The sequence below is a fragment of the Secundilactobacillus mixtipabuli genome (assembly GCF_002217925.1).
Lineage (GTDB): Bacteria > Bacillota > Bacilli > Lactobacillales > Lactobacillaceae > Secundilactobacillus > Secundilactobacillus mixtipabuli.
Genome location: NZ_BCMF01000029.1, coordinates 1 through 284, shown reverse-complemented (window position 1 = coordinate 284; position 284 = coordinate 1). Strand labels below are relative to the sequence as shown.

The 284-nt window shown below is 38.7% G+C and carries 1 protein-coding gene; it reads right to left on the bottom strand.

Annotated elements, in window-relative coordinates; genetic code table 11:
- On the bottom strand, window positions 1-284 hold a 284-nt coding region (locus IWT5_RS11825; protein WP_143443105.1), incomplete at both ends, for a transposase.

The following is a 284-nucleotide window of genomic DNA, read 5'->3' as shown; positions in this document are numbered from 1 at the left end:
GGAAGCTCTTATAGCCGAAGCCAGCACGTTTGATTGCTTTGATTTTATTGTTTGTGCCTTCCAGCGGACCATTGGTGTAAGGATAGTTGAAGGTGTTCTCAATTTCGTCATGATGTTCTTTCAACGTTTTTAAAGTTAACTGCATCTCTGGCGAGATACCCTCTGTATGCCAAAAAGTGGCATTGTAATTATTCCAGTCATTCGTTTTAATAGCTTGACGTAGGTTATTTAGAACTTGATATGTCGCTTTTAGCTCTGAATCAATACTTAACAGCTGATCAACA